The sequence below is a fragment of the Nostoc sp. NMS8 genome (genome assembly GCF_017115045.1).
Classification (GTDB): Bacteria; Cyanobacteriota; Cyanobacteriia; order Cyanobacteriales; family Nostocaceae; genus Nostoc.
In genome coordinates this window covers 104,459-125,596 of sequence record NZ_JABXKK010000086.1, presented here as the reverse complement: position 1 = coordinate 125,596, position 21,138 = coordinate 104,459, and the positions used below count along the sequence as shown (strand labels likewise).

Here is a 21,138-nt window from a genome sequence, read left to right as displayed (position 1 = left end):
TTTGGGTGAGATAAAATTCACCCTCATCTAAAGTTTTTTGTATTTTCTTAACGACTAATGTAACTTTATTTAAAGTTAAGTGGCAGTGGTGAGAGCCGTAAGACATCAGGTGTACTTGCCGTCTAATGTGAGTTAGGAGTGATAATTAAGTAAGGAGTTATCAATTTTACAATTACCTTTTAAGTGCAAAAGTTTTATTTTGTCTTTTCTGCTCCTCTGCTCTCGGCTAAACTTAAAAACCAAGACTCACTACTCCTAACTCCTAACTCCTAACTTATCACTCAGGACTGAACAATGACTGAAGCAACGGCCGGTAAAGATCAACAACATCCACTTTATAACCGCGATCGCCCCCTTATTGATATATTACTCGCTCAAGAGGCAACAGACTATAACTTAGCAGAATTGGCTAGACTGCAAATGCGTTATCAAGGGTTTCCAGGGGCAAGAGACATCCAAAAAGACCTGGATAAAGTCTTGCAACAGTGGGGTTTGACCGAAGCCGAGCTTTTTGAGAAAACTCGTCAAATCCACGATTTGGGGGGAATTTACAAAAGTCGCGGTAAGAAAGATGAACAGGATTGGAATTAGTTATGGGGCATTGGGCATTGAAAAGATGCAGAGGAGCAGGGTGCGGGGGGCGGAGGGGAAAATTCTTCTCCCTGCTCCCTTACTTCTTCCCCACTCAGCACTCAGCACTCCTGAAGGGCATTGGGCATTAGTTATCCCTTGCTATTTCTAACTCCTAACTCCTAACTCGGCACTCGCCAATGGAATGATGATCGCTATCTCCTCTAGAGAAGGTGCGGAGACTGGCGCTGATGCCACGAATGCGATCGCTACCTTCTTTCATGGACGAGATAAGTTTGGATAAATCTTCTTGGAAATATGTCAAATAATTCTCAATAAGTAATGGATTTTGCAGTCAGAAACCCTTACTGTGCAAACAATCGACACCAGTCAACGAAATTATGCGGTTTTCAAAGTTCTGGCGAGTGGTGTCGATGAGCATCAGCACACTTGTTTTACAGTAAAATATCTTACTTAAAATTGTCAGCAGTTCGGCTTGGCTCATTGTTAACCCTGAGCGATCGCGTAGCGTCTCGTAGAGAAGCCGAAGGATCAACTTGTATTGCCTCTTTCCCCGTCTCCAGTTGCTCCCGTTGCTTGCCATACTCTCGCAGCTGCTTCAAAAGTCCTTCTTGGGATGAGTTAGGGATAGACGGACTGGGACTTGGTTGAAGGTTAATGTCACTACTTACAAAATTAGCAGGTGAGGGATTAGTTACGTAGACAGGTAGCGACTTGTCATTAAACATCGCCTGTTGGGTTGGTGCTGGGGTAGGAATTAGATTCTTTGGTTTCCTCACAGCAGCTTTGACCAAATCTAGAGTAGTCGCAACCTGCACTTGTTGCTGCATCTGTTGTGTAGAAGAGACTAAACCACTTAAACCATTCACCAATTGGAGCAGATTTTTACGGAAATTAGGATCTCCTGTCAATTCATCTAAATCAGATGTAATTTTTTGGGTATTCTCAAAGGTTACTCGTGCTGAATCTAAAGTTTGTTGCAGCAGCACCACATTTTTTGGATCGTTTAAAGTTTTAGAAGCATCGCGTAAATTAGCTGAGGCTTGAGCTGCATTTGCTGAAAGACTTTCTAAATTGTTGAGTAATTCTCCTTGAGTCAATCGATTGACAGATGGTGATAAGCTACTGACTGTAACACGCAGTTGGTTGCTAGTTTCAGTGATATTGTTCAAAGCACCAACCAGCGTTGAACGATTTGTTGTCAACAGATTATCCAGGTTGTTCAGCAATCGATTTGCTTGAGTTGCAGTTGCACCGAATTTATTTACAGTTTGATTCGCGGAGGCATTAAGTTGGTTTGTCGCCCGTTGCACTGAATTAGCCGTGGCGGAAAAGGTAGTAAGTTGTTGTTGTAAGCTTTTAGTTAAACCTCGGAGATCCTGGCTTAATTCTGTAAAACTGGATGCTGCACCTGTTGTACTTTCTAGAACCCGATTGACATTTCTATAAAATTTTGGGTTATTGTATGCAGCAGCCAGGTCAGTTGAACTGCGAATTAGTTCATCAACACTGATGCCAACCTGACCTTGTAACCGAGAACCATTACAGACTATGAGACTATTATCACAACTTTTATCTAGGGGTTTAGCAAGCACAACCCCAGTAGGTAAGGTTGATTTTGGTTTGATGTCGATAATACTTTCGCTAATTAATCCGCTTTGATTAGCTTCCACCACTACATTACGGGGGATAATTAGGTCAGGTTGGGCAATTTCAATCTCTACATCAATGGCATTTGGCCTTGGTCGAACCTGAGAAATAGTTCCTACCTTAACGCCACGATAGCGGACTACTGCTCCCTTTTGCATTCCGCCAGCGTCGGCAAATTCCACAATAATTTTGTATGAACGTCCAGCAGCGGTGAATCTATTTAACCACAGAAAAAGTAATCCAAATACCCCTAGTCCTAGCAGGAATAATAAGCCTACAGAACCTTCTCTAAATGTTCGCATAGAAGCGAAGCGGCTTGTCATAAGACCTCGCATTTTTTTGCCTCCACCAACAACTAATTATGAGTTACGAGTTAAAAGTTAGGAGTTAGGAGTTGAATTTAACTTCTTACTCCTCATTTATTACTCATTACTCATTACTCATTACTCTTCACTTCTCGCTTCTCACTTTTAAGTTTCTAGCCGACGACTTTAATCGGGCCTTGAACACTTCCAGTGATAAATTGTTTGATCAAAGGATTTTCTGTGTTGTATATTTCACTAACTGTACCCTGCCACTGCACTCTACCTTCATAGAGAAATATAAGTCTATCAGCTGTACGGCGGATAGTACTATCTTGGTGGGTAACAACGGCATAAGTACTGCAAACTCCATGTAAAGATTGCAAATGGCGGATTAAGTCTTCGATTACTGTTGAGGCAATGGGATCGAGTCCGGCTGTTGGTTCGTCATACAATAGAACTTCTGGGCCTTCGGTGGGACTATCGGGGTTAGACATAATTGCACGGGCAAAACTTACCCGTTTTCGCATTCCCCCAGAAAGTTCGGCTGGGTAGAGGTGGCTTATTGCCGATAAACCTACCATCTCTAGTTTTTCTTCTACCAAATCTCGGATACGCGATCGCGGCAGCTTTGAATTTTGATAAAGTAGAAATCCGACATTCTCCTCCACCGTCAGCGAATCAAATAGTGCCGCCTGCTGAAACACCATACCAATGCCAACCTGCTGGCCACCGTCCTCAATCAAACCCTCTCGCCGCACTCCTTGGACATAAATTTCTCCTTCATCGGGACTAAGTAACCCCGCCATTACCCGTAAAATTGTTGATTTCCCAGTCCCCGATGGGCCAATAATCCCCAGTGCTTCTCCTCGGTAAATCGTCAAGTCTACATTATCTAGAACTTTATGGCTACCAAAAGACTTAGAAACACCTTTCAGTTCAATCAATGGTTCACTCATTAGTTATTAGTCATTGGTCATTGGTCATTGGTCAGTAGAAAATAAACAAATGACTACTGAGAACTAACAAAGGACAAATCTGCCCAATACTGATGTCACAGTTATTGGTAGGGTTTTGTATTTTACATTATAAGTATATGATTAGCATTCTGATTAGCAAACTTTATTTTTTTAGCATAATATTTAGTTCTTTGCGATATTTAACGTCCCAAAATACCTCAACACAAGCCTGACGAATACACCGTAGTAACTAAACATCTCAGTGATGTGCAAATAATATTCCAGTTTTCTATAGACATCAGCAAAGTCATTTAATAGTATTCATATACTACTTTATGTTAAAACTAATCAGATAAAAGCTACTATAGAAAAAGGTAATTAACAGGTTGATCCAAGGCGTAATAATCAAATTAAATTTGTAAACTGAGTCTTAATAAATTCTTAGTTTTAAGTCAAAATATGTGTCTACACTAATTTTTGACTAAGTGATTATTGCTAATTAAACTTCTGGCAATATCAAGTTAAAAAAAGTACGGTAGACTAAATAATATATAGAATAAAATTCCCAATCTATCTAAAATAGAAAATAGTGTAATTGGCAGAGTTAATTAGATAATTTGAGAGTTTGATAGCATTTACGTCACTATTTAGAGTTGGCAAAATCTAAATCATTCACTATTATTGTAATAATTGCTTTTAAAAATAATTAATTATGAGTAGCCAATTAGAACAGTTTGCAAGTGATAATTCCTCTGGTATCTGTCCTGAAGCGCTGGAATATATGATTAGGGCAAATCAAGGTAGTGTTCCAGCTTATGGAAATGATGAATGGACTCAAAAAGCGTCAGATTATTTTCGGAAACTCTTTGAAATTGATTGTGAAGTATTTTTTACCTTTAACGGTACAGCCGCAAATTCTTTATCTTTAGCTGCTCTTTGTCAGTCATATCACAGCGTTATTTGTCATGAGACATCTCATATAGAAACAGATGAATGTGGCGCACCTGAATTCGCCTCTAATGGCTCTAAACTGCTACTAGCTCAAGGTAAAAATGGTAAATTAACATCAGAATCTATAGAGTCAATTGTCACGAGACGTACTGATATTCATTATCCAAAACCTAAAGTTATTAGCATTACACAAGCTACTGAATTAGGAACTTTATATTCTATTGAAGAACTTTTAAGTATTAAAGAAGTTGCGAATAAGTATAACTTAAAGATTCACATGGATGGCGCTCGTTTCGCAAATGCAGTTGCCGCTATGAATAAAAGCCCTGCTGAAATTACCTGGAAAGCTGGAGTGGATGTATTGTGTTTTTGTGGTACAAAAAATGGAATGGCATTAGGTGAAGCCATTCTTTTTTTCAACAAAGCTCTAGCAGAGGATTTTGATTATCGATGCAAGCAAGCAGGTCAGTTAGCCTCAAAAATGCGGTTTATTTCTGCTCCCTGGTTGGGCTTATTAGAAACTGGTGCTTGGCTAAAAAATGCTAGACATGCTAATCAATGTGCTGAATATTTAGAAAATCAACTATTAAATATAGAAGGCGTTGGCTTGATGTTTCCTAGAGAAGCCAATGCCGTATTTGTGAAATTGCCTGAAGAAGTCATTCACAGCTTAAAAGCCAAGAATTGGCAGTTTTACACATTTATTGGTGTGGGAGGAGTACGTTTTATGTGTTCTTGGAACACTACTCAATCAAGGATTGATGAATTGATTGGTGATATTAAAAATGCAAGTAAGTGAGTGAATAAATATAGCGTTTTCCGAACTAGTGAGGTACACCCTACACCTCGCAATATAATGTTGTACCGCATCTAAATGAGAACTGGTACAAGGAACGAAACCCAACATTTTTATAGCTTTATTGGGTTGCGCTTTGCTTGATCCAACCTACAATTTCTCACAAAGCCAAGCGTATTGAGTAATGTTCTTGAAACACTACTCAATAATCTCAAGATTTTTACTTTGATTTACTCTTGTCCACTTATTTATTGACAAAAAATAAATATAGAAAATCTAAAATAATGAAACAAGTACAGCAATTCTAAAACTGTCCCAAGTTAAGTAGATGCAATTAGTCATAACTGACAATGCACCTGCTTACTTGGCATGGAATTTCAACTGTAATTTTGATTGCTGCCACAATCCCAAATGCTTATTTTTGGCATTAGCTTCTGCAATTAAAAATTGGGTTTTACTCTCGTAGCAATTTTGTAAAGATTTTTGGTCAACGACGGCATCACCTGACTCTACCAAAAGGAGATTTACTGACCGATTATCCACAAACACTTCACCAGCCGGACCACCATTTTTGACTTGTTCTGTGCTTCTAATCACGATAGGGGTTTGAGATGGTAGTAGCTGTTTTAGCTTTTGTGTTGCTGCTAAACCATAGCGCTTGTCAGTTGCCTCTGGTGCATTAATACACGCTAACTTGACTATAGTTGTTTGTCCTGCATTATCTTTAACCAAAATTGTGTTCCCGTCTGTAACACCAACTACTGTACCTAGAACCAACATTAGTTGAAGTAATTCCATCATTGTGTATGTAATATTTTATGCCTAAATATAATTTTATTTCAGTATTTATTTTGATAGTGTGATTTCACTCACAAGTGGCAAATAAAAATAAATGAACAAAAGTAATAAATATTATTATAAATACCTGACATTTATATCAATAAAAACTTCATTGAATAACTACAGGTAATTAAGGTTTAGAGAAGTTTTTTATGGAAATAGGTGTGCCAGTTTCAGAGAGGACACAATTACCTAGCATTAATCCCGCAGACATCGAAAATGCTCTGGCTGCTGCTGCAAAATATGGTCTGGAAATTATTCCGCCATCTGCTGCTGAATCTTTGCAGGTATCGTAATTCGATTTGATTCTTGAATCCACTTGTGGAGGGAGTGAGGAGTGGAAAAGAAGGAGTCTTGTAGTACGATAATATTTAAATCATACGATTTTAGCTACTTGACTTTCTAGAGATATTTCAAATTTTGTGTCAGCAATCTTCAATGCTTTAAAACACCTCGTATTTTAAAAGTTTTAACCCCTAATTTCTAACTCCTAACTTTCTTTGTATGTCAGAACAACAGCAGTGGACTATAACAGCAACCGAACAACCACCAGAGTGGTTTATCGAAGCAGTGAAACAGCATACACCTGCATCAAGTGGACTATATGCAGCACAGTTATTGTGGCAACGGGGTATTAAAGATCGTCAACAATTAACAGCTTTTATCAACTATAAAGCTTATCAACCAGCAAGTACCTTTGAGTTTGGGCAAGAAATGCATTTAGCGATCGCACGCTTGCAACAAGCATACAATACGCAAGAAAAAATCGCTATCTGGGGAGACTTCGATGCCGATGGTATTACCGCGACATCGGTACTTTGGGACGGATTGGGGCAGTTTTTTGCTCAAAATACCCAGTTAATTTACTACATTCCCAATCGTTTGAAAGAATCCCACGGACTTAATAATCAAGGCATTGATAATTTAGCAAAACAAGGCTGCAAATTAATTGTTACTTGCGATACGGGTAGCACAAATCTTGAGGAAATTATCTATGCCAAACAGTTAGGTATAGATGTAATAGTTACAGACCATCACACCTTACCCACTGAACGCCCACCCGTTGCAGCGATTATCAATCCCCGCTATTTACCCAAGGAACATCAGTTATTTAATCTTTCTGGGGTGGCAGTAGCTTATAAGTTGGTGGAAGCAATATATCAAAGCCTGCCCAATGTTGCCAAATATCCCTTAGAAGATTTATTAGATTTAGTGGCAGTTGGATTAATTGCCGATTTAGTGCAGTTAAGTGGAGATTGCCGCTACTTGGCACAGATGGGAATTCAACGACTGCAAGAAGATTTTAAACAGCCAGCAGCAGCGCGGCGGCGGCCAGGGGTGGGGCGATTATTGGAATTATGCCAGAAAAGTGGCGATCGCCCCACAGATATTTCTTTTGGTTTGGGCCCAAGAATTAACGCCGTTAGCCGTATCCAAGGTGATGCTAGTTTCTGCGTGGAATTATTAACTAGTCGGGATGTCAAACGTTGTAACGAACTAGCTGAAGTTACAGAACTCGCTAACGCCCGCCGCAAATCTTTACAAAAAGACGTGCAAGCACAAGTAGCGCAAAAACTCACCCAATTAGACTTATCAACCACCAGCGTTATTGTTCTAGAAGATGCTCAATGGCCTGCGGGTGTATTGGGTTTAGTTGCCGGACAGGTAGCACAAGAAACAGGTCGCCCCACGATTTTGTTAAGTACAGAAGGATTGGGGAAGGTGGGGCCCCCTCTGGGGATAAGGGGTAATGGGGACTGGGGACTGGGTACTGGAGAAGACTCTTCCCAATCCCCAATCCCCGATCCCCAATCCCTTGCTCGTGGTTCCGCCCGTTCGGTGAATTCTGTCGATTTATACCAACTTGTGAAAGACCAAGCGCATTTGTTACACCGTTTTGGGGGACATCCCTTTGCAGCAGGTTTAAGTTTGTTGGTGGAGAATATTCCTTTATTTACAGCAGCGATTAATCAGCAGTTGCGCCAATCATTAGGGAGTACAACCCTAATGCCAACTGTACAAGCAGACTTGACGGTAACAGTTGCAGACTTGGGGAAAGAGTTATTTTTAGAACTGAAACTGCTAGAACCTTGTGGAATGGGTAATCCTGTTCCGAAATTGCTAATTCAAAACTGCTGGTTTGAAAATGCTTGGCATCGCAATCAGCAAGATTGGCAAGGGAAAAAAGTACAGTACATTAAAGCTGAGTTTGATATTCGGGATGATTCTAGCAGAAGTGCTTTTCCTGGTTTATGGTGGGGACACTACAAAGATGAATTACCCATCGGAAGATGTGATTGCATAGCAGAACTAGACTACAACACCTTCAAAAAACGTTATGAAATTAGATTAATTGCCGTGCGTCCTTCTGCTAACTCAGCACTTAACGCTTCGCGATCGCTAACACCCTTGATCTTAGACTTGCGGAATCAGGAACACTCAGCACTTAGCACTCAGCACTCGCTCAACCCTAGCTATCCGCTTATTGAAGATTGTCCCACAAATTGGGATGATTTACGCATCTGGTTGCGGCGATGTTTGGCGATAAGTCGCTCTACGTCTGGGTTTGACAATCAGCAACAATTAGCGATCGCTTGGTCTAAACCCAACCACCAACCACCCAATCAAATTTGGCTAACTCTGGTAGGAATCGCCAAATATCTCAGTCGCACAAATCAACTAGTTACCCGCGTACAACTTTTAAAGAAAATCGGCATCAGCGACCAAACCTTACTTGTTGGCATCAAAGCTTTAAAATATTTCGGGTTCACAGTTAAACGACAAGACCATTATTTGCAAATCACTTGGCATCCAAGCGGTAATGCCGAAAACCTTGCTGATGAAGCGGTTGCCCGATTTTTAGCTGCTGTCCGAGAAGAACAATTTCAGCAACAATATTTTGCCCAAGTGCCTTTATCTACTATTGTTGCGATCGCCAGCTACGAAAATTAATCAGCTAAACCACATCCAATACTGCGTAGGTTTTGAAAATTTGTAGGTTAGCTTGAAGGTCGTGAGACGCGATAAATCGCCGTCTCTACAAGTGTTTTGGGTTTATCTGAACTGTAGACCCAGTATTCAATTCACATCTATCTATAACTCTTGTGGGGTGGGCAACATGAGCGCCCAGCTTATGCAGGTTATATATAAAACAACTCGGAACTCAGCACTCTTCATGGCAGTTCCAACCGGATGAAAAATTATTTTGTAAGACTTAATGTTTGAAAAGCTAACAATTAGGCTATCATGTTAACTGTAATTTGCCGTATACGTTCTTTGTATATATTATTATGCAAACCCTTAAGGTGCTGGCTTTGTCTATGCAATGACATACAGCAGTTTTCTTTTGCGTGAAATATAAAGCTATAGGTTTGGAAGCAGGAGACAGAGTAGAAACTGTTTATATCTGAGTTTGGAGTCCTGCATTTTGTAGCTCATTTACTTGCAAACTGCTGTAAATAATTTTGCATACCCACTGAAAATTGCTTCCACAACCTGAGAAGTTTGACACGAATATCTAAAAGCTTGATGAGATGTCTGTAAAAACCGCTCACAGTAGCAAAGTATGAAGTTGACTGCGCCAAAAAGGAGGACAAGTAATTGCTAACAACACATAGCGAAAATGAACTACAGTTGACTGCTGACGTGCTGGTAATTGGTGGTGGCCCTGCCGCAGCATGGGCAGCATGGGCAGCCGCATCCCAAGGTGTCAAAGTAATTATTGTTGATAAAGGTTTTCTCGGCACGAGTGGTGCTGCTGCTGCTAGTGGCAATGGTATCATGGCTCCTTCTCCAGAGAATTGGGACAAAGTTGTATCGGAGCGTTATCGCTCAGGAAAAAACCTAGCTAACTTACGTTGGATTGAGCGTGTTGTTGAAAAAACTTGGCTGAGTTTGCCCCTAGTGGAAGATTGGGGCTATCGTTTCCCTAAAGAAAATGGGGAATCTGTGCGCCAGAGTTATTATGGCCCTGAATATATGCGCGTACTTCGTAAAAATCTCTTGCGTGTTGGTGTTGAGATTCTCGACCAAAGTCCAGCTTTAGAGCTTTTATTGGCTGGCGATGGCTCGGTGGCTGGAGCAAGAGGTGTGCAGCGACAACATCATCGTACCTATCTCGTTCGCGCTGGTGCAGTAGTCTTGGCCAATGGCGGTTGTGCATTCTTGAGTAAAGCATTAGGTTGCAATACCAATACAGGTGATGGATTGCTGATGGCAGTAGAAGCTGGTGGCGAACTCTCCAGCATGGAAGCTTCTAATCACTATGCCATCTCGACGGCTTTCAATGCCACAGTGACACGGGGGGTTCCCTTTGGTTGGGCTAGCTTTAGTGATGAAGCGGGTAACGATCTTGGTGGTTATATCAATGGTCGTCGCGATCCATCGTTCCTTCCCAATGCACTCTTAAAAGGGCCCGTTTATGCTCGTTTGGATCGAGCTACACCTGAAGTCAAGGCAGTGATTGAGAAGTCCCATTTCATCTCTTATCTACCTTACAAAAAAGCTGGGATTGATCCCTATACAGAACGAGTCCCTGTCACCTTGGTTTTAGAAGGTACTGTTCGTGGTACGGGTGGAATCCGTTTGACTGATGATAGTTGCGGTACGAAAGTACCCGGACTCTATGCCGCAGGGGATGCAGCCTCACGCGAATTTTTAGCCGGTTTAGCTTCTGGTGGTGGTGGCCCCAATGCCGCTTGGGCGATTTCTACAGGTCAATGGGCTGGAGTCGGTGCAGCAGTTTTTGCCAAGAGTCTCGGCGCTCATGTAAATGAACGGGTTGCACGTCCTACCGGTCAAGCTGGATTGCGATCGCCCCAGGCGGACAAAACGCCGTCTTCTGCTTCATTCGATAGCGAAGCGATCGTCCGTGGTATTCAAAATGAGATGTTCCCTCTAGAGAAAAATCACTTCCGTTCTGAGCAGCAGCTTTTGGATTCTCTTTCTAAATTAGAGAAACTATGGGAGCAGGTACAGGCGAACCCGAAACAAGATACAGTGCGCGATGTGGAATTTTCTCGTCGAGCAGCGGCTCTAACAGCTGTAGCCCGATGGGGATATTTTAGTGCTTTACATCGCACGGAAACGCGTAGCGAACACATTCGCGTAGACTACCCCGAAACCGATCCAAATCAGCGTTATTACCAGGCAACAGGTGGCTTAGAAAGGCTATGGGTGAGGCGTGATTGGATCGCAGATGAAATTGCTACACCACCAGTGCTAACCACTCAAACCACACCTTCTGTATCAAAATTGTAGTCGGAGCATTATCATGATTGAGCTTGTCAGCCATAAACTCTGTATTAATTGCAATGTATGCGTCCAAGTTTGTCCTACCAATGTCTTTGACTCCGTACCCAACCAACCACCTGCGATCGCTAGGCAAGAAGACTGTCAAACTTGTTTTATGTGTGAAGCTTATTGTCCTGCGGATGCGCTCTATGTTGCGCCTGAATCTCATACCAATGTTGCAGTCAATGAGGATGATTTAATTGAACGTGGCATCATGGGTGAATATCGTCGCACCTTAGGTTGGGGATATGGCAGAAAAAACAATAGTGAATTGGATACTGCCCATAAATTGCGCCTACTGCCGCGCCCCTATCAAAGTTAATTGGGGATTACTAAAAAAGTAGAAAAAGATAAAGAGGCTCGAATAGGGGATGCAGGGGAGGAAAGAGGATTATTGTTCATTCATTCTTCTCTTCCCCTGCTTCTCCTCCGATGTATACATAAGTCGGATTCTTCTCTCGTTCCCAGTCAGAGACTGGGAATGCCTATTAGAGGCTCCGCTTCCGGCCAAAGATTGAGTCAGAGACTCAATGAATGCATTCCCAGTCTCCGACTGGGAACGAGGAAACGAGGAAAGTCATATCAAGCTAGGTTTTTAGAACTTGTGTGTACACTGTAGCCCTGCTTCTCTTCTACGCTTGCCTACCTTAACCGAACCGTATTGTCCTGCCTCCCGCTCTCTGCCTATCTTCGGTAACAATTTAGGCATTAACAATCACAATCAAGCTAACATCTCTCCACAGAAATATCTTTGGATCATCCTTTAATTTAACGACAAACTTTCAATTGCAAACTCTTTCATCTGGCACTTGCCAATCATTTTTTTGGGTTTTAATGTTCTTCTGTCTGACTTTAAGACATCTGTCTATAGTAGGGTAAAACTCTCAATATATATTTGATAAGGTTGCTAAGAATACTGAATTAATTGCAATTGGAGTTAATCATGACATATACGCAAACTAACGATCCAGTTATTCGTGAACATGTTCAAGCTTGGCAAAATTTAAATGTAGATCAACAACTTGCTTTGTTTTGGTTTATCTATAAAGAAATCGGGCGTTCAATTACTCCAGCCGCCCCAGGTGCCAGCACTGCTTCTTCGGAAATAGCTGAAGGTTTGTTTAATCAAGTTAAGGAATTATCTCACGAACAACAATTACAAGTTCAGCGTGATTTAATTAATAAAGTGGATAGCCTAATTTCTCGTGAATATGGCTCTTTGGGTGATACCACCAAGCTACTATTCTGGTATCTATTATCTCAAGGTATGGACAATGGTAGTATCATTCCTATACCTGATGATTATCAACTTTCTTCTGAATCTAAAGCGTTGTTTGGTAGAATTCAAGGATTGGAATTTGAACAGCAGATTACTCTTTTCCGTGATTATGTTTCCCCAATGGGTACTGAACCAAAACCAGGCGCTGAAATTTAGCAACTTTGAACTTTTTAGACTGCTTAAGGGTATCTATTAAGTAATTTACAGCAGGGAACAGGCAATAGGGATCAGGGTTGAAAATGTCTTACTATATGGCTTTTCTATTAGATTTTGTACCTCATTTACCTGAAATCTGCTGTATTTAAAAATACAGTTAACTTAAGGATAATCACTTACTTGCTGGGCTAAAGCAGTATCATCAGCTAATTGATAAGCCTGACTAATTAAATTACCTGCTGTTGAGTATAACCAAGTTCCATATATGTGGTAGCTGCTGCTGATGCCAATTCTAAAAAATTAAGAGCATCATGTAACAATAACCAAATTGCTTCCTCTCACCTTACACGTACACCCAATTTTGTATCCCAGCGCAGGGGTTTATCTGCTTTGGGCAACGGAGACTCCGGTATTTGACCTACTGAAACACCATATTTCCAATCTGACGGACAAATAGCAATGTAACGTGCATAACCTCCTAAACCACCTTTAAATTTCGGATACCCAATAGAGAGCAAAGCGCCTGTTTCTGGCACCTGCTCTAGATTTGTAACACCTTCTGCTTGGGTATATCCATTTTTTAATAGCCAAGCTTCTCCCTCCAGGGTTGGGGTGCTGTCTGTATCGAGGGGTTCGTGTCCGTGGAAAAGAATTTGGCGCTCAAGATGCAAAAACTGCAAAGTTTCTAGCTTCACCCCAGGAAACTTGGTTTTTGTAGCTAGTTCGGGGTTTGGCCATTCTTTAGACCAGTCAGAGCGAACAAATACAACTGAGCCTTGTGGAATCCTGCCATGTTTGCGTTCCCAATCCTGAATATCTTTGACACTCAGATGGTAATTGGGGTCTTTGGCAACTTTATCCTGAATCGGAATTACTACTAGAGGCCGAACAGCAAAGGTCGCTGGCAACTCATCGATAGCTGGATAGTCAGGATTCCAGTGAGCGGGTGGATCTAGTTGGGTTCCTAGCTGATCGGTGGATAAATCGTAATTAGTTGCTTCAAAACCATCCTTTTGGTAAGTGTATGGCTCACCTGTTTTTGGGTTGATGGCAGGTGCAAACTTGGATGAACCAAAACCTGACCATACAGGAATTGCTGGAGCGATTGCATGAGTCAAGTCAACATATTTTGCTGACTTGAGTGACTGCTGATAAACTTGCCATAGGGAAGGCTTACGCAATGGCTGTACTGCGTTCACAGATAGAAAACTAGCACTAAACAGAACTATTAAACAAACAATTCCCCACAAAGTTTTTTGAAATGGTTTCAGATGTGAATAGTTGAATTGCGGCAGTGTTCTCATGTTCGATCTGATTACTTTTGAAGGCTCTAATTGTTCTACCACAAATTCCTACACTGTCTAGCCTGTAATCCTTTCGGTGTATTTTGTGTTTCCCTAAAGCAGCTATCTCATCAGGCTTGGAGATTAGCGGTTCTCCCCTTGTATTAAACTATAGTTAAGTATTCTACCAATGGTGCAACTATGCTTGATATTAGGACTTAAATATGTCACTAAGAAACGAGATTAAAAATATAATTGTTGGATTTATTCTACTACTATTACTTCATCTAGCAGCCGCTCTTTTAATTCTTAGTTTTGCTGCTCTTACACAAAATATTTATAATTTATCTTTGATTATTATAGTTTATGGAATATACGGATTTTCTCTCTGGCAGATTGTATATGTGATTCCACTTTGTTTATGGCTGAAAAATAAAGGCAAAATTTATGGGGAGCATCTCACCTTTGCAAATATACCAGGCGATTAGAAATCGCGGCTACACAAACGTTCGCGTAGCGTCTCGCAGAGAAGTCCGCCTTGACTGCGGAACGCTACGCGAACGCGGACTTAAAGGATTTGAAACCCATGGAGGTGAGTTTTGTCTGTATAGCCAAGTCAGTGCGGTCTTGGGGGTTTCCCCATGAGCAACTGGCGCGCGAATTCCATTCGCTAGGGCAAACTTTTTTAGTTCATGGAGGATGCTTTTTATTAGTGATTGCTTCTATTGTCCGTTAATTTCCAGACGGGTACATCATTGCAGCAATTCTATGAGAACGCTATTTGCCCTATGCTGAAGCAGAAACTAAAAACAACAGCTATGAAATTTGCCCAAAATCCCATCCCTCACCAAGGCTTACTGAAAGCCCTGACTTTAGCTTTCTTTGTATTAGTATCTATAATGCCACCAATTGTTTTAGCCAACGAAAGCGAAAAAACGACATTCAACAGCACAACTACACTCCAAACCATACTCAAAAGCAGTCATCGCTCAGAGCAGAATCGCCTCCGAGACAAGTACCGCCACCCAGCCCAGACTCTCGAATTCTTCGGTCTGCGCCCAAATGTGACCGTAGTTGAATTGTGGCCAGGAAACGGCTGGTATACTGAAATATTAGCCCCATTTCTAGCTGCCAAAGGACAACTCATAGTTACTAACTTGGCTAATAGCGCGAGTAAACCCGCTTTGGCTTTTCAAGAAAAACTAGCAGCTAATCCAGAGATTTTTGGTAAAGTCAAAGTAGCTCAAATCAATCCCCCAAATGAACTTACCCTAGCCCCAGACAACTCTGTAGACATAGTTGTTACCTTCCGCAATATTCACAACTGGGTTAAAGCTGGCTATGCCGAGCAGGTTTACGAGGCGGCTTATAAAGCACTTAAACCAGGGGGCATCTTGGGAGTGGAAGAACACCGTGCCCTTGCGGGGACTTCTTTAGAAGAAAGTATTAAAACTGGCTATATGTCTGAAGATGGGGTAATTGCTGCTGTGGAGAAAGCTGGTTTCAAATTGGTAGGCAAATCAGAGATTAACGCCAACCCAAAAGATACCAAAGACTATCCAGCCGGAGTTTGGACACTACCTCCAACTTTAAGCCAAGGTCAAAAGGACAGGCAACGCTTACTCAACATTGGAGAGAGCGATCGCATGACCCTTAAATTTGTCAAACCCAAATGACAACTCTGTTAATAATTGCCTTCCTCACCACCATTCCATTAGATCAACGGTTAACAGTACTCATATCAGGGTAGCGCTCACCTGCGGCCACATTTTTTGGTGCAACTGCTTCAAGTCGATCTAAATCTTGTTCTGTCAGAGTAATTTCGGTAGCTGCAATATTCTCCTCTAAGTAAGTACGGCGTTTTGTACCCGGAATTGGTACTATATCTTCGCCTTGAGCCAAAAGCCATGCTAGTGCAAGCTGACTAGAAGTTACTCCTTTTTCGGTGGCGATCGCCTTGACTTGCTCCACTAATTGCAAGTTCTTAGAGAAATTTTCGCCTTGAAAGCGGGGTGAATTTCTTCGATAGTCATCAGGTGCAAGATCGTCAGGACTGGTGATTGCACCTGATAAAAACCCTCTTCCTAATGGGCTATAGGGAACAAACCCAATTCCTAATTCCCGCACAGTATGTAAAATTTCATCCTCTGGCTCTCGACTCCAAAGAGAGTATTCTGTTTGTAGTGCAGTAATGGGGTGAACTACTTGCGCTCGTCGAATTGTAGCCGGCGCAGCTTCCGAAAGTCCTAAATAGCGCACTTTACCAAGCTTGACTAACTCTGCCATTGCCCCGACTGTATCTTCAATGGGTACAGTTGGATCTACCCGATGTTGATAATAGAGGTCAATAACTTCAACCCCTAGACGTTTTAGTGAAGCATCGCAAGCTTGATGGACATATTCTGGTCTGCCATTAACACCTTTAAAACCACCATCTTCAGTACGGACATTGCCAAACTTAGTTGCTAATACTACTCCATCTCGGCGATCTTTAATTGCTTTGCCTACTAATTGCTCGTTGGTAAAGGGCCCATACATATCAGCAGTGTCGAGAAAATTTACCCCAAGTTCTAATGCCCGATGAATTGTGGCGATCGCCTCAATTTCATCACGACCACTATAAAACTCAGACATTCCCATGCAACCAAGTCCAATGGTTGAAACTTCTAACCCTTGTTTGCCTAGTTTCCTGGTTGTCATAAAATAATACCCTAGTCAGTAATAGTTCTGTAGAATATTAGGTCTTTTCTATTCAGCAAGTCATCTATTCTTAGAAGTATTTACCGAGAGACTTTATCCAATCTTGTGGGGTGGACATCTTGTCCGCCCTTGGCTATGAGCGCTCGTGTCCATTGGTGTCAACTTAAACTGAAGCTCCTTTAAAACCCAATACGCTTGGGTTAGGTTTTCGAGACGCGATAAATCGCCGTCTCTACAAGTGTTTTGTTGCTCATTCTGAACTGTATTGCTTTAAAGGCTCGTTTCCAGACTGAGGCTGGAAATGCTGCTCCTGGCGGCTCTGCTACAAGCAAGGGAGGCGGAGCCTATAGGACGGCATTCCCAGTCTCCGACTGGGAACGAGGAAAGTTTTTCAAGTCTGCAATGGAACCCTGCTCAGGTAGGATTGGGGATGACGATTTCAGGGTTGACAGGGGTAATTGCTCAAACACCCATTGGGGCATTAGTTGATCGGTTACGCCAGAAGCGATCGCTAAAAGCAGTGGGCTTTCACGCTCCCGTTATCTCCGGTAAGCTCTAAGTCGGAGCTTGCGACATTTAGGGAATAGAGCAATGGTAGTTCTGCGATATCTGATTATTATCCTCGCCTACATCGGTTTAGGACTAGGATACTTACCTGGACTGCGGATGAATCGGGCCACGATCGCCATTGTTGGTGCTGCCTTTTTGATGGCATTGGGAGTATTAGATTTACCTGCGGCGTGGGGCGCGATTGACTACAAAACTCTAATTTTCTTGTTTGGCATGATGGTAATCAGCGCCAATCTCGCCGCTTCGGGATTTTTCCAGCTTGCCCTGGATTATACAATCCGTCGCATCCACAGCCCATTCGGGTTACTGGTGGTATTAACTTTTGGCAGTGGCATCCTCTCGGCACTTTTTCTCAATGATACAATTGCTCTCATCTTGACACCTTTGGTAGTTGGTGTTACCCAGTTACTCAAGCTTAAACCTATTCCCTATTTGCTGGCGCTGGCAGGTGCAACTAATCTCGGTTCCGTTGCCACCTTGAGCGGTAATCCCCAGAACATTTTAATCGGTTCCTTTTCTGGCATTAGTTATCTAGACTTTGCCAAAGCTTTAACGCCACTTGCTTTGATATGTTTGACGATTCAGGTAGGTTTGCTGTGGTGGTTATATCCAGAAGTGCGATCGCTTCGCCCTTATTTAAAAGTCAAACCACCCCGTTACCACATCTTCAAGCCATTATTAGCTAAAAGTCTATTAATTACTATCGGATTACTAGTGGCATTTTTAATCGGAATTCCCACTGCTGAAGTTACCTTAATTGCTGCCGCACTATTACTGGTAACGCGTCGTCTCAAACCAGAGCGAATTTTACAAAAGGTAGATTGGGATTTGCTGTTAATGTTTTGTGGATTGTTCATCCTTACTGAGGGTGTACAAAAACTTGGTTCTTTGGAATGGCTTTCTCGTTTTGTTCACGATCCCTTGAGCATTTTGGGAATAACGGCGTTGCTATCAAATCTAGTGTCAAATGTGCCGGCTGTTCTGCTACTACATCACCTAATTCCCCATCCTGATACCCGCACTTGGTTACTACTAGCGGCGGCTTCAACACTGGCAGGAAATCTCACTCTGTTGGGTTCGGTGGCAAACTTGATTGTGGCGGAGGCTGTTGCCAAACAGGGATATCGGCTCACTTTTGGAGAACATTTTCGATTTGGGCTACCGCTGACTGTTATTACCTTGGTGCTTACCTATTTTTGGATTTATTAGCATCTCCGAAAAAGAATGTACAGACGTAGCAGTGCTACGTCTGTACAAGGGTTATGGGTAACGCATATTTAATTTCTGGAGATGTCGTCTATTAAGTTTACGTGCGAACGCTACGCGAACAAAACTTGGGTAGTGGTCTGAATCCCCGAACAATTTTCCCAGTCCCTTTTTCAATGCTATTAAAGCTAGCGGAGTCCACCCGCGATGTACAGTGTTTCGCCAGTAATCCAGGCGGAATCGGAGGACGCGAGGAAAACAACAGCAGGTGCAATGTCCTGCGGCTGTCCAATGCGACCAAGTGGGGTTTGCGCTTCAATCTGTTGGCGGCTTTGACTGTCGGCTGTGGATATTCCTGCTGTGTGCGTGCCCTCCGTTTCCACCATGCCAGGATTGATGGAATTAACGCGGATGTGGTGCGAACCCAATTCCTTGGCCAGGGACTTTGTTATAGCATCGACAGCAGCTTTAGTAGCGCTGTAGACCGAGGCATTTGCAGGCGTGAGGGTACTAACAATCGAACTGATGTTAATAATGCTGCCACCCTCTGAGCCGAAGTGCTTGACGGCTTGTTGTGAGGTGAGAATTAATCCCAGCACATTGAGATCAAAGTGCTTGTGGAAGTGTTCTTCGGTGATGCTTTCGAGCGGGGAAAATTCATAAATGCCAGCATTATTGACCAAGATATCGAGCTTGCCGAATGTCTCCTGCGTCTTTGCAAACAGACGTTCGATTTCTGTCCTTTGGCTAACATTTGCTTGTACTGCGATCGCCTTACCGCCATCACCGAGAATCTTGTCAACCAAGCGATCTGCTCCCTCTTTACTAGAGGCGTAGTTGACAACAACGGCTGCACCTTCCGCTGCCAAATCCAAGGCGATCGCAGCACCAATTCCTTTGGAGGCACCTGTGACAATTGCAACTTTTCCTTCTAGTTTTTTCATGGTTATGAGTTTCCTATGTTGTTGAATTTGAAAAGCCATCCGTGGACATCATGTCGAATGAGCAAAGATGTTGATGCGATCGCAACAACATCTTCAATTAAGGTATTCCCAATGAAACGAGTTTCAAAAGCCTTGAATAATAAGAATAACTGGGAACTGGTATTTTTACTCAGCACCTATCACGGGCTAAACCTTAGCTATCCGCTAACAGCACTCTCAAATCAGAGGCGATATTACCAAAACGTTTGATGTCCCACCCAGCGATCGCGTGACAGAAATATTCTAGACGGCTAAATTGAGGATGGAACGAAGCGCTGGACAAAGGCAAGAGAGATGTCGGCGACTTCTCGCCAGCCGCTATCAATTGTCAGTGCGTGTCCTCGGTTAGGGATCTCGACAATCTCAGTCACGCCGCTATTGTGCTGTTGTTGCTGGAACGATGCGTTTGCGATTTCCCACGGAACCGTATTGTCCTTCTCGCCGGAGACGATCAGCAATGGCCCGCGCTCTGGGTTCTCGGTGTCTACCTTCGCCTCAGTCCACGGGTTGAGGTTGGCGGTTGCCGCCTGAAAGAGTGGCACACCTGATGCTGGCACCGAGAAGGTTTCGTAAAGCTCTTTAGCCTCCTCCTCGCTCACAGCATTGGCGAAACTGAAGCGAAACTGCTCATAGGTGAGCGGGATCGCCCGATTACGATTCGCTGGATTGCCAAGAACTGGCCATGCGGACTTCAGCGCGGAGAACGGTAGAGGCAGCACACCTCGAAACGGAGCCGGATCGATCGCTACTGTTGCTGAGGACAGCCCGCGTCCGGCGAGGATCTGCACGAGCAATCCGCCGAAGGAATGACCGATGATCGCAGGTTTTTTGTTCAGCCTACGGATAATCTCATCGAAGTGGTCTGCAACCTGCCTAACGGTCTTGTGTGCGAAAATTTCGGGGTTTGCATTTGCCTCGGCAACAGTCTCCGGGTCGTCGGGCCAACCGGGCGTCAGTACGGTGTAGCCAGCCTCCTCAAACACTACTGCCCAGCGATCCCAACTGCTTGGCAGCAGCCAGAGTCCGTGGACAAAGACGATCGGTTGCTTTTTCGTCGCGTTAGCACGCTCAACCTGTTGTGCTTCATGTTCTGCGATCGTCCCCGTATGGGTTGGCGGGGCCTGGAATGGTAAGCTAGTCATGGTTATCCTCCTAGATAGCGATTACGCAGCGCTAATAGTCAGTTTGGCAATGAAATTTTCGGTGGATACTTGCACATTTTTCAGCAAGGGTGCAGTCCAGGGGGACAAATTCAGCTTGGAGACTGGAAATCGCTTGTTAATTGAATTTACCTAAAAATGAAGACCATTTTTGACAAAGTTATCCTGTCGTTACAATACTTTTTCATCTTCTAGCTGTTTAAGCTTTAAAAATTATCATGAGCTTTAAGACTAATTTGAGTATTTTGACTGATTGACAAAAAACATTCGATATTAAATTTATCATAAATGATTTATACTTCATCCTTTTGGCCAAAGAGAAGATGTTCTGGCAAAATTGTGCGTCCAGCGGAAAGGATCGCTGCTCGTTCTAAGGCGAGAAATTAAAGAGGAATTTTTTGAGCTTACCTTGAGTATGTG

20 protein-coding genes are annotated in these 21,138 nt (G+C 42.7%); 12 read left to right on the top strand and 8 right to left on the bottom strand.

Going from position 1 to position 21,138, the window contains the following annotated elements:
* Positions 1-294: 294 nt before the first annotated feature.
* Entirely contained in the window at positions 295-591 is a 297-nt protein-coding gene (locus HWQ39_RS17275) for a DUF3288 family protein (protein WP_292847423.1), read from the top strand.
* 154 nt (positions 592-745) lie between these two features.
* Here the strand turns inward: HWQ39_RS17275 and HWQ39_RS17270 are convergent, their stop codons facing one another.
* From HWQ39_RS17270 to HWQ39_RS17260, 3 genes are all read right to left on the bottom strand, one after another.
* A complete protein-coding gene (locus HWQ39_RS17270) occupies positions 746-895 on the bottom strand; it encodes a hypothetical protein (protein ID WP_292847421.1) in 150 nt (49 codons plus the stop codon).
* A gap of 145 nt (positions 896-1,040) precedes the next feature.
* Positions 1,041-2,576 (bottom strand): MlaD family protein, encoded by a 1,536-nt coding sequence (locus tag HWQ39_RS17265; protein WP_292847418.1) that lies wholly within the window; start codon positions 2,574-2,576, stop codon positions 1,041-1,043.
* A gap of 143 nt (positions 2,577-2,719) precedes the next feature.
* The gene (locus HWQ39_RS17260) at positions 2,720-3,502 is read right to left on the bottom strand and encodes an ABC transporter ATP-binding protein (RefSeq protein ID WP_292847415.1); all 783 of its coding nucleotides are present in this window, start codon (positions 3,500-3,502) and stop codon (positions 2,720-2,722) included.
* Positions 3,503-4,214: 712 nt separating this feature from the next.
* Here HWQ39_RS17260 and HWQ39_RS17255 point away from each other — a divergent pair.
* Complete coding sequence (locus HWQ39_RS17255; RefSeq protein ID WP_292847412.1) at positions 4,215-5,252, top strand: low specificity L-threonine aldolase; 1,038 nt, start codon at positions 4,215-4,217, stop codon at positions 5,250-5,252.
* A 357-nt stretch (positions 5,253-5,609) separates the two neighbouring features.
* On the opposite strand, the gene HWQ39_RS17250 is transcribed toward HWQ39_RS17255, so the two are convergent.
* Positions 5,610-6,050, bottom strand: a complete 441-nt coding sequence (locus tag HWQ39_RS17250; protein ID WP_292847409.1) for a thermonuclease family protein — start codon at positions 6,048-6,050, stop codon at positions 5,610-5,612.
* 191 nt (positions 6,051-6,241) lie between these two features.
* Between HWQ39_RS17250 and HWQ39_RS17245 the strand changes: the two genes are divergently transcribed.
* The 5 genes from HWQ39_RS17245 (at position 6,242) to HWQ39_RS17225 (ending at position 12,816) form a co-directional block, all read left to right on the top strand.
* Positions 6,242-6,385 carry a hypothetical protein gene (locus HWQ39_RS17245; protein WP_292847406.1) on the top strand — a complete coding sequence of 48 codons (144 nt, stop codon included), beginning with the start codon at positions 6,242-6,244 and terminating at the stop codon, positions 6,383-6,385.
* A 208-nt stretch (positions 6,386-6,593) separates the two neighbouring features.
* Positions 6,594-9,041 carry a DHH family phosphoesterase gene (locus HWQ39_RS17240; RefSeq protein WP_292847404.1) on the top strand — a complete coding sequence of 816 codons (2,448 nt, stop codon included), beginning with the start codon at positions 6,594-6,596 and terminating at the stop codon, positions 9,039-9,041.
* Between the two features lie 648 nt (positions 9,042-9,689).
* Positions 9,690-11,348: an FAD-binding protein gene (locus HWQ39_RS17235; RefSeq protein ID WP_292847401.1), complete on the top strand. Its 1,659-nt coding sequence runs from the start codon at positions 9,690-9,692 to the stop codon at positions 11,346-11,348.
* A gap of 13 nt (positions 11,349-11,361) precedes the next feature.
* A complete protein-coding gene (locus HWQ39_RS17230; protein ID WP_292847398.1) occupies positions 11,362-11,703 on the top strand; it encodes a 4Fe-4S binding protein in 342 nt (113 codons plus the stop codon).
* Between the two features lie 621 nt (positions 11,704-12,324).
* Positions 12,325-12,816 (top strand): orange carotenoid protein N-terminal domain-containing protein, encoded by a 492-nt coding sequence (locus HWQ39_RS17225; protein ID WP_292847395.1) that lies wholly within the window; start codon positions 12,325-12,327, stop codon positions 12,814-12,816.
* Between the two features lie 338 nt (positions 12,817-13,154).
* Here HWQ39_RS17225 and HWQ39_RS17220 read toward each other — a convergent pair whose 3' ends face one another.
* Entirely contained in the window at positions 13,155-14,120 is a 966-nt protein-coding gene (locus tag HWQ39_RS17220; RefSeq protein ID WP_292847392.1) for a cyclase family protein, read from the bottom strand.
* Positions 14,121-14,323: 203 nt separating this feature from the next.
* Between HWQ39_RS17220 and HWQ39_RS17215 the strand changes: the two genes are divergently transcribed.
* Positions 14,324-14,587, top strand: coding sequence for a hypothetical protein (locus HWQ39_RS17215; RefSeq protein ID WP_292847389.1), 264 nt, complete (start codon positions 14,324-14,326; stop codon positions 14,585-14,587).
* A 330-nt stretch (positions 14,588-14,917) separates the two neighbouring features.
* On the top strand, positions 14,918-15,775 hold the full coding sequence (locus HWQ39_RS17210; RefSeq protein ID WP_292847386.1) for a methyltransferase domain-containing protein: 858 nt from the start codon (positions 14,918-14,920) through the stop codon (positions 15,773-15,775).
* A 43-nt stretch (positions 15,776-15,818) separates the two neighbouring features.
* Here HWQ39_RS17210 and HWQ39_RS17205 read toward each other — a convergent pair whose 3' ends face one another.
* Complete coding sequence (locus HWQ39_RS17205; protein ID WP_292847383.1) at positions 15,819-16,799, bottom strand: aldo/keto reductase; 981 nt, start codon at positions 16,797-16,799, stop codon at positions 15,819-15,821.
* A gap of 301 nt (positions 16,800-17,100) precedes the next feature.
* On the opposite strand from HWQ39_RS17205, the gene HWQ39_RS17200 reads away from it, so the two are divergent.
* Together HWQ39_RS17200 and HWQ39_RS17195 are read left to right on the top strand one after the other, a co-directional pair.
* Complete coding sequence (locus HWQ39_RS17200; RefSeq protein WP_292847380.1) at positions 17,101-17,358, top strand: hypothetical protein; 258 nt, start codon at positions 17,101-17,103, stop codon at positions 17,356-17,358.
* 32 nt (positions 17,359-17,390) lie between these two features.
* Positions 17,391-18,578, top strand: a complete 1,188-nt coding sequence (locus HWQ39_RS17195; RefSeq protein ID WP_292847377.1) for an anion transporter — start codon at positions 17,391-17,393, stop codon at positions 18,576-18,578.
* Between the two features lie 185 nt (positions 18,579-18,763).
* On the opposite strand, the gene HWQ39_RS17190 is transcribed toward HWQ39_RS17195, so the two are convergent.
* Positions 18,764-19,519, bottom strand: a complete 756-nt coding sequence (locus tag HWQ39_RS17190) for a glucose 1-dehydrogenase (protein WP_292847374.1) — start codon at positions 19,517-19,519, stop codon at positions 18,764-18,766.
* 57 nt (positions 19,520-19,576) lie between these two features.
* Between HWQ39_RS17190 and HWQ39_RS17185 the strand changes: the two genes are divergently transcribed.
* Entirely contained in the window at positions 19,577-19,768 is a 192-nt protein-coding gene (locus HWQ39_RS17185) for a hypothetical protein (protein ID WP_292847371.1), read from the top strand.
* Positions 19,769-19,809: 41 nt separating this feature from the next.
* Here the strand turns inward: HWQ39_RS17185 and HWQ39_RS17180 are convergent, their stop codons facing one another.
* Positions 19,810-20,700 (bottom strand): alpha/beta hydrolase, encoded by an 891-nt coding sequence (locus HWQ39_RS17180; RefSeq protein ID WP_292847368.1) that lies wholly within the window; start codon positions 20,698-20,700, stop codon positions 19,810-19,812.
* Positions 20,701-21,138: the final 438 nt, after the last annotated feature.

Excerpts from the sequence above, each read along its gene's own strand:
- HWQ39_RS17245 (WP_292847406.1), top strand. The coding sequence starts at position 6,242 with ATGGAAATAGGTGTGCCAGTTTCAGAGAGGACACAATTACCTAGCATT.
- HWQ39_RS17180 (WP_292847368.1), bottom strand. The coding sequence starts at position 20,700 with ATGACTAGCTTACCATTCCAGGCCCCGCCAACCCATACGGGGACGATC.
- HWQ39_RS17275 (WP_292847423.1), top strand. The coding sequence starts at position 295 with ATGACTGAAGCAACGGCCGGTAAAGATCAACAACATCCACTTTATAAC.
- HWQ39_RS17205 (WP_292847383.1), bottom strand. The coding sequence starts at position 16,799 with ATGACAACCAGGAAACTAGGCAAACAAGGGTTAGAAGTTTCAACCATT.
- HWQ39_RS17240 (WP_292847404.1), top strand. The coding sequence starts at position 6,594 with ATGTCAGAACAACAGCAGTGGACTATAACAGCAACCGAACAACCACCA.
- HWQ39_RS17190 (WP_292847374.1), bottom strand. The coding sequence starts at position 19,519 with ATGAAAAAACTAGAAGGAAAAGTTGCAATTGTCACAGGTGCCTCCAAA.
- HWQ39_RS17230 (WP_292847398.1), top strand. The coding sequence starts at position 11,362 with ATGATTGAGCTTGTCAGCCATAAACTCTGTATTAATTGCAATGTATGC.
- HWQ39_RS17265 (WP_292847418.1), bottom strand. The coding sequence starts at position 2,576 with ATGCGAGGTCTTATGACAAGCCGCTTCGCTTCTATGCGAACATTTAGA.
- HWQ39_RS17215 (WP_292847389.1), top strand. The coding sequence starts at position 14,324 with ATGTCACTAAGAAACGAGATTAAAAATATAATTGTTGGATTTATTCTA.
- HWQ39_RS17200 (WP_292847380.1), top strand. The coding sequence starts at position 17,101 with ATGCTGCTCCTGGCGGCTCTGCTACAAGCAAGGGAGGCGGAGCCTATA.
- HWQ39_RS17185 (WP_292847371.1), top strand. The coding sequence starts at position 19,577 with ATGAGCAAAGATGTTGATGCGATCGCAACAACATCTTCAATTAAGGTA.
- HWQ39_RS17220 (WP_292847392.1), bottom strand. The coding sequence starts at position 14,120 with ATGAGAACACTGCCGCAATTCAACTATTCACATCTGAAACCATTTCAA.
- HWQ39_RS17195 (WP_292847377.1), top strand. The coding sequence starts at position 17,391 with ATGGTAGTTCTGCGATATCTGATTATTATCCTCGCCTACATCGGTTTA.
- HWQ39_RS17260 (WP_292847415.1), bottom strand. The coding sequence starts at position 3,502 with ATGAGTGAACCATTGATTGAACTGAAAGGTGTTTCTAAGTCTTTTGGT.
- HWQ39_RS17250 (WP_292847409.1), bottom strand. The coding sequence starts at position 6,050 with ATGATGGAATTACTTCAACTAATGTTGGTTCTAGGTACAGTAGTTGGT.
- HWQ39_RS17255 (WP_292847412.1), top strand. The coding sequence starts at position 4,215 with ATGAGTAGCCAATTAGAACAGTTTGCAAGTGATAATTCCTCTGGTATC.
- HWQ39_RS17225 (WP_292847395.1), top strand. The coding sequence starts at position 12,325 with ATGACATATACGCAAACTAACGATCCAGTTATTCGTGAACATGTTCAA.
- HWQ39_RS17210 (WP_292847386.1), top strand. The coding sequence starts at position 14,918 with ATGAAATTTGCCCAAAATCCCATCCCTCACCAAGGCTTACTGAAAGCC.